Genomic DNA, 251 nt, shown 5'->3' on the forward strand with positions numbered 1-251 from the left:
GCAATACGGACGACACCAGCAGCTGGGTGTACGGATGGTGCGGATCGTCGAGCACCCGGTCGGTTAACCCACTTTCCACCACCTGACCCTGCTTCATTACCAGCAGACGGTCCGCCAGCAGGCGCGCAACGCCCAGATCGTGGGTGACAATCACCACCGCGAGGTTCAGCTCCACCACCAGACCGCGCAGCAGGTCGAGCAGGCGCGCCTGCACGGAGACGTCCAGCCCGCCGGTGGGTTCATCCATAAAC

At 64.1% G+C, this 251-nt stretch carries 1 protein-coding gene; it reads right to left on the bottom strand.

Going from position 1 to position 251, the window contains the following annotated elements:
- Positions 1-251: hypothetical protein (locus UTM25_RS21150; protein ID WP_320715298.1), on the bottom strand; the 251-nt coding region annotated here is incomplete at both ends.

This window comes from Enterobacter sp. 61D5 (assembly GCF_034107965.1).
Classification (GTDB): Bacteria; Pseudomonadota; Gammaproteobacteria; order Enterobacterales; family Enterobacteriaceae; genus Enterobacter; species Enterobacter cloacae_M.